Source organism: Brasilonema bromeliae SPC951, from assembly GCF_012912135.1.
Classification (GTDB): Bacteria; Cyanobacteriota; Cyanobacteriia; order Cyanobacteriales; family Nostocaceae; genus Brasilonema; species Brasilonema bromeliae.
The window spans coordinates 1-5,920 of record NZ_QMEB01000319.1; the positions used below are offsets into that span (position 1 = coordinate 1).

General features: G+C 43.4%; 7 protein-coding genes and 1 pseudogene. 3 read left to right on the forward strand and 5 right to left on the reverse strand.

Going from position 1 to position 5,920, the window contains the following annotated elements:
• Positions 1-384: pseudogene (locus DP116_RS26515) on the forward strand (hypothetical protein); the annotation flags it as partial.
• Positions 385-561: 177 nt separating this feature from the next.
• Here the strand turns inward: DP116_RS26515 and DP116_RS26520 are convergent.
• Both DP116_RS26520 and DP116_RS26525 read right to left on the reverse strand, forming a co-directional pair.
• A complete protein-coding gene (locus DP116_RS26520; protein ID WP_169157985.1) occupies positions 562-717 on the reverse strand; it encodes a ribbon-helix-helix protein, CopG family in 156 nt (51 codons plus the stop codon).
• A gap of 366 nt (positions 718-1,083) precedes the next feature.
• Complete coding sequence (locus tag DP116_RS26525; protein ID WP_169157986.1) at positions 1,084-1,395, reverse strand: threonine dehydratase; 312 nt, start codon at positions 1,393-1,395, stop codon at positions 1,084-1,086.
• Positions 1,396-1,399: 4 nt separating this feature from the next.
• Here DP116_RS26525 and DP116_RS26530 point away from each other — a divergent pair, with 4 nt between their 5' ends.
• The gene (locus DP116_RS26530) at positions 1,400-1,822 is read left to right on the forward strand and encodes a VOC family protein (RefSeq protein ID WP_211173521.1); all 423 of its coding nucleotides are present in this window, start codon (positions 1,400-1,402) and stop codon (positions 1,820-1,822) included.
• A gap of 291 nt (positions 1,823-2,113) precedes the next feature.
• Here the strand turns inward: DP116_RS26530 and DP116_RS26535 are convergent, their stop codons facing one another.
• Positions 2,114-2,452: a hypothetical protein gene (locus DP116_RS26535; protein WP_169157988.1), complete on the reverse strand. Its 339-nt coding sequence runs from the start codon at positions 2,450-2,452 to the stop codon at positions 2,114-2,116.
• A gap of 136 nt (positions 2,453-2,588) precedes the next feature.
• On the reverse strand, positions 2,589-2,954 hold the full coding sequence (locus tag DP116_RS26540) for a Lin0512 family protein (protein WP_169157989.1): 366 nt from the start codon (positions 2,952-2,954) through the stop codon (positions 2,589-2,591).
• 497 nt (positions 2,955-3,451) lie between these two features.
• Here DP116_RS26540 and DP116_RS26545 point away from each other — a divergent pair, with 497 nt between their 5' ends.
• Positions 3,452-4,288, forward strand: a complete 837-nt coding sequence (locus tag DP116_RS26545) for a metallophosphoesterase family protein (protein ID WP_169157990.1) — start codon at positions 3,452-3,454, stop codon at positions 4,286-4,288.
• Between the two features lie 241 nt (positions 4,289-4,529).
• On the opposite strand, the gene DP116_RS26550 is transcribed toward DP116_RS26545, so the two are convergent.
• Positions 4,530-5,873 (reverse strand): flavin monoamine oxidase family protein, encoded by a 1,344-nt coding sequence (locus DP116_RS26550; protein ID WP_169157991.1) that lies wholly within the window; start codon positions 5,871-5,873, stop codon positions 4,530-4,532.
• Between the last annotated feature and the right edge of the window lie 47 nt (positions 5,874-5,920).

Sequence of the window (5,920 nt, forward strand, 5' to 3'; positions counted from 1 at the left end):
GGAAACATACAAATTAAGGCTGATTCTCTGTCTTTAACCAATGACGCTTCACTTTTTGCCAACAGTTCTGGACAAGGGGATCCAGGTAACATTGAAGTGACCGCACGCCAAATTCGTTTGAACAACAAAGCGAAGTTCAACGCTGAATCAGCATCAGGTAATGGCGGCAATATCAATCTGCGAGTCAGAGACTTATTACTCCTACGCCGTGGTAGCCAAATTTCCACATCTGCGGGTACTGATCAAAAAGGTGGCAATGGCGGTAACATTACTATTAATGCCCCATCGGGCTTTATCGTCAGCGTTCCAAATGAAAACAGCGACATCACCTGCAGAAAATTTGGCTGCTTCTTCTCAACCATGTCATATTCGTTAAACCAGTGATGGGGGTGCCCTCGTCGCCGTCCGCCGCCTCTCCCGCCACTAAACGGAGTACCGTTATAGTGGGGGACTTACGGCGATTTAACTTGAACCGACAAAAGCCCCACGTCTGACCCGATAGGGCAGCGTGGGATGAATGGCGGGGCGCTGAGGAGTCCCGCCCCCGACCAATAACGACTATCACTCGTTGAGAGAGTGGTGCGGGCGACGAATCGCCAAACTTCTAATGTATTCACGGATAATATCTGTTTTGGTTCTTCCCGTTTGTTCTGCATAGGTTTCTAGTATTTCCATTTCTGCTTGTTCTACGCGAACGTTTAAATTCACTTTTACCATTTACATTGTAATGATAATTCCATTACAATCATACTAGATGGCAAACCCGAAAATGCTGGTCATCTCTTTGCAGAACCTTGGCAACTCAGAGTATGGGGTTCTACCCAGTAACAGACACTTCTGTGTCGCTTTCTGTGGGTAGGTAAAACTCTGACAGTACAAAGGTGTGAACATTTTTGTATTGTTCAACTGTGCGGAGGGGCATCTCGTGCAGTCTAAACAAAGCTCAGTTAATGTCCGACGGGATACCGGGAGTCGCTGAGAAGCCCACACTGTACGCTTGCGCGACTTGTGGGAGTATGTCACTTAACAGCGACAAGCGATCGCCCCCACACTTCTAGCTAAACCCAGTCAACAGCGGTAGTCCTAGCTCTTTTTCACCTCCTGAGCCATTTTTCGGTAGTAGTCCATTTGAGGATTGGGACGACGGCGATTAGAAGTCGCAGGAGTTTCAGTCGCAATTGACGCCTCAGTCTTCATTGATTGTTGTGTTGTTTCTCGTTTGATACTCTGTACTTGATCAGCTTCTAGAAAATATCCAGAATTGGAAAACCCAAAAAGCTTAGCGAAGAAACCAAAGACATTTCCAAAGAAATTAAAGATGTTTTTAAAAACAACAGAGAAAAAACCTTCAAGGCGAATAAAAAGATTCTGAATAACTTGTTTTAAACCAGACATGGTAGTGTCTCCCGTAACTACATACTACTATTTTGACTTACAGGATTGGAGTCTGTTGATGTTTAAGGGTATTCAAGCCATCTTTTTTTTTGTAGATGACGTTGTTGCAGCAGCAACTTGGTATAGTAAACTTCTAAATGCACCAGTTAAGTATTTTCACACTGATAACGAAATACGAGGAGCGCTCATAGAAGTCGCTAGCATAGATATGTTTTTTCATGTCGCAGATGAAAAAATGCGTCCTGGAAACGCCGGACAAGTAGCATACTGGCGTGTAGACGACTTTTCTCAAGCAGTAGATCATGCTCAAAAGCACGGGGCTAAACTTTATCGAGGTCCGTTGACAATTGAGGAGAACCAAGCTATTTGTCAGATGTGGGATCCCTTTGGCAATCTTTTTGGTATGCAAGGTTTGATATTGGTGTAATATCATGTCCGGCTAATTGCTTATAAATCACGGATGACCCCACCCCGGTTTTGTCTTGCGCCAAAACCGCCCCTCCCCGCTTGCGGGGAGGGGATTAAGGGGTGGGGTAAAATATCATGGGAATCACAACTAATCAACCTGACATGATATAACGCAAACCTATGTGTTGAATTGATGCAAGCAAAACAAGTGGGAAATTGTCTAGGTGGGTTGACAAACCAAGTTTCAACCAAGTCGAAGATATCAACACTGGATAACACAAAGTTTGTCAATTTCCCCTCTGGTGGATTTTTAGTCTTCATCAAGGGCTGGGAAAGCTTCCTCAAACCGCCACAACTCATTTTTATTTTGAATGAACCAAACACGGGTTTGTGGAGTTAATTTACTCCAAATTTCTTCGATGGGTATGTGGGGAGATGAATACTGATACTCTTGACCAAGCACTTTCAAATTTTGCACAACATCATCAGGAATACCGAAATCTTTCCAGTCAACTTCTGTGTATATTCCAGATACTCCCTTTGCAGGGTCGAAAATTAATTGTGCAGCTCTAACTAAGTCAGCAAAGTGTACTGGCTTGAGGTTATTTATCTCTTGAATCTGGAGTGATTCGTTATCTTTTTGAGACATCGTCACTAACGTTGGTGAAGGTAAGTTATCTATTGGACTTACCGCCAGAGATATTCGCCTCGATGTCTCTAGTTTAGCGCAAAGCATTAGATGAAATGATAACTGTTTACTGTTAACTGATAACTGATTTAGTCGCTTAATCATTTTCAACAAAAACTGTAACTGCAGCCACAGCTATCAACATTTCGTCATTTTTATCATTGAGTACTGGAATTGCTTTACCCTGAACGACCATTCCACCAAGCTCAACAGTAAGAGTTTTGCGACCGAAAGGCAATACAGCCAAAACTTCTTCTTCTCGTACTTGTTCTGGGTAAGGGACTGCTACCTTAACCTCAACTATCATCTCATTTGGGTCACTCAAACCAGCAACTTCCCACACACCGGGTAAAGCATTGTGTGCGATCGCATTTCTCACAGCCCTCGCTGCTGCAACTGTTGGTTCCTGTCCATGCTGATCCACTCCCATCCCCATTTCAATAATTAAGCGTTTGCGTGCCACAGTGACCTCTGATTGTAAAGTTTCGTTCTTAAACTCAGCCTACAAGATTTTTTGATTCATGTCTTGCTCTAGGGACGTCGCATAGATTCCCTCAAAAGTGTGTTCTTTGATACTGAAGCAGCGGGGATGGAAAATCTCAGCAATAAGCAAGTGCAACAAGAGGCGATCGCATTGGCAGAGGCAAGAGTTAGACTGGTAGACTGGTAGATAGTAACTTATCGGTACTATCTCAAATGACAGAGCTGCCTTTCGTGCTTTTACAGAACAAGAGTTTCCTGTCTTTAGCACAAATAAGCGATGACTTTCAAAAAGTATACTAGATAACAAACTAGCAAACAACCCTGAGTCTCTTAGGCGAAAAGTTATATTTATGTACTTGCAATATTCTAATTGTAACTATTGGGATAAACTGTCTCTCTTTCAATCATAATAGAGATTTATAAATGACTTTTCTACCCAATTAGCCAAGCCCGGATAGGCATTACCTAAATCATACCATGTCCCATGATTCTTTGTACCATATCCGAACAAGAACTGTCATAACTTCTATTTCTGAGCGACCGATTCATCAAATACCATTTATTACCCATTCACCCAATGGTATTGGTATAGTTCATAGAGTTCTGCCTGTTTTGTTAGCAAAAGTTGACTCACTACCAGATGGTTTGGAAGCGATCATTGCCACAAGCGATCTACAGGGAGTTGATCCAGCCAATTACCGCCTTCTTGGTCATCTTGTCAGTGAAGAACTAGAAAACTTGGCACAGTTAGGAAAAATTCCATCTCCACAAACAACGGGCGTCATTTTAGCAGGAGACCTTTACGCAAAAGTAGATAAGCGTGGTGGTGTAGGAGATGTCCGTGAAGTTTGGCAAGCTTTTAGTCGCCGTTTTCGTTGGGTTGCTGGGGTAGGAGGAAACCACGACAATATTGGCAAAACACCACAAGAAATTCAAGCATTTCAAAATGAGCAAGGTATACATTATTTAGATGGCGACCTCACTTGTCTAGATGGAATTCGCATTGCTGGAATTTCAGGGATTATTGGTAAGAGAACTAAGCCTTTCCGTCGTCCGGAAGAAGATTTTAGAGAACTTATACACGAACTTCTCAACGAGTCACCAGACATTTTAATTTTGCATGAAGGTCCCAACGATGCAGAAGCGAAATTGATAGGGAATCAGTCAATTCGTACTGAACTAACAACAGGAAGTAATTTATTAGTTATTTGTGGTCATTCACACTGGAGAGTCCCAATGACAACTATGCCTAAAGGAGTACAAGTGCTGAATGTAGACACTCGGGTTGTTGTCATGACAAAGATGAAGTCCTAGAGCTGAAGCTAGTAGAAAGTCATCCCACAAGTTTAATCGCTTATTACCGTCACCAGAAGCAGTCATAGAATGGTATCGCGGGACGTTGCTCACAACATACCAGCAGCGGCTAGATGCTGAGACTTACGAGCGATTTGTGAAACGGTACACGCAGAAGTTAATCAAGTACTTGGGTGAGGAGCGTCTGTTCTTCTTTGCGTATAAACGTATTTTAATGTGGGGAAGCTTAAGCAATTGAACACTAGGTTGTAGAGACTGACCTCAGCTTAGCCGCAACATCACGAGCAGCCTTTTGTCCAGCGCGAATAGCACCTTCAATGTAGTTAGCCCAAATACTAGAGCGTTCTGTACCAGCCCAATGAATCCGACCTACCGGACTATTGAGACCAGAACCAGCAGTAGTGAGTAAACCAGGTGGTAATGCGGAAATGCATCCACCTGTCCAAGGTTGATTATTCCAATCAAATTCCACCCACTCTGATGGTTGTCGTGCGGCTTCACCAAAAGTTTCTCCCAGAAATGCAAGGCATAACTCTTGGCGTTTGGACTCAGGTAACGTTGCGTAATCGGGAGCTAACAATCCAACAATCACACCTCTACTTCCATCTTGCGGCGAGATATCAATTACCTCTATTTTGCTATCGATACTGAGAAAGTGACCACTGATTATTTGACCTTGCCACCAAGGTTTTTCATAGATAGCATGAAATTTAATCCAACTCATCGTCTTCCACTCTGCAATCAGTTGACGGTGAATTGGGGGAAGAGGGGGGTGAAATTGGATACGAGCAACAGTCTTGGGCATCATCGCCACAATGACTTGTTGAGCATACACAACCCCACGTTCACAAATAAGTTGAACAAGGGAGTCATCGTAACCCGATATTTCAGTCACAGACGCATTGAGTAAGACCCGTTCCCCTAAGCGTTCTGCGATATTTAGGGAAATCTGTTGTGTTCCGCCAACAAAGGAAAAATCCTCAGCAGTCTCTAATAAATCATTGAATCCTGCTGTATGGACAAAATGAAGCATCCATAATAGTGAAACTTTGTTTGGATCGCCACTGAGAATTTGCCGCACACACCCCTCGAACCAAGCCCGTGCTTCATCAGTCGTTGTGTTTTGCTCAATCCAAGCCCCCATTGTCATAGAATCTAATATGTTTGCATTAGGAGCTTGCCAAGGGGTTTCTAGTGGAACAGTACGGCACAAAGCCTCAAATGTTGTCATCGCCTGAGCGAAATCTTTTTGAGCAATGTCCGATTCAGATGTCGGAGATGCCTCTAGCATCGTCCATTTCTGGCGAAAACCATAGAATGTCTGACCTTCAAGCTTTCCTTTCTTGATAGAAACCCCCATTTCTTTTGCTAGATTCAGCAACGCAGTTTGAGTAGGACCAGCCCAAGTCCCACCTTGTTCAACGTAACCCCCTGACACAAGCGGATGATTGAGAGTTCGTCCCCCTACTCGTGAATTGGCTTCCAGTACAACCAGCGATTCGATACCTAAGTTGTGCAATTCCCAGGCTGCACTCAGACCAGAAATGCCTGCACCCACAATAGCAACTTCTGCGTGAGAACTCATGGTGATAAACTTTATTTATGCAATATAGTTGATTTATACTACAATAC

Excerpts from the sequence above, each read along its gene's own strand:
- DP116_RS26520 (WP_169157985.1), bottom strand. The coding sequence starts at position 717 with ATGGTAAAAGTGAATTTAAACGTTCGCGTAGAACAAGCAGAAATGGAA.
- DP116_RS26525 (WP_169157986.1), bottom strand. The coding sequence starts at position 1,395 with ATGTCTGGTTTAAAACAAGTTATTCAGAATCTTTTTATTCGCCTTGAA.
- DP116_RS26535 (WP_169157988.1), bottom strand. The coding sequence starts at position 2,452 with ATGTCTCAAAAAGATAACGAATCACTCCAGATTCAAGAGATAAATAAC.
- DP116_RS26545 (WP_169157990.1), top strand. The coding sequence starts at position 3,452 with ATGTCCCATGATTCTTTGTACCATATCCGAACAAGAACTGTCATAACT.
- DP116_RS26550 (WP_169157991.1), bottom strand. The coding sequence starts at position 5,873 with ATGAGTTCTCACGCAGAAGTTGCTATTGTGGGTGCAGGCATTTCTGGT.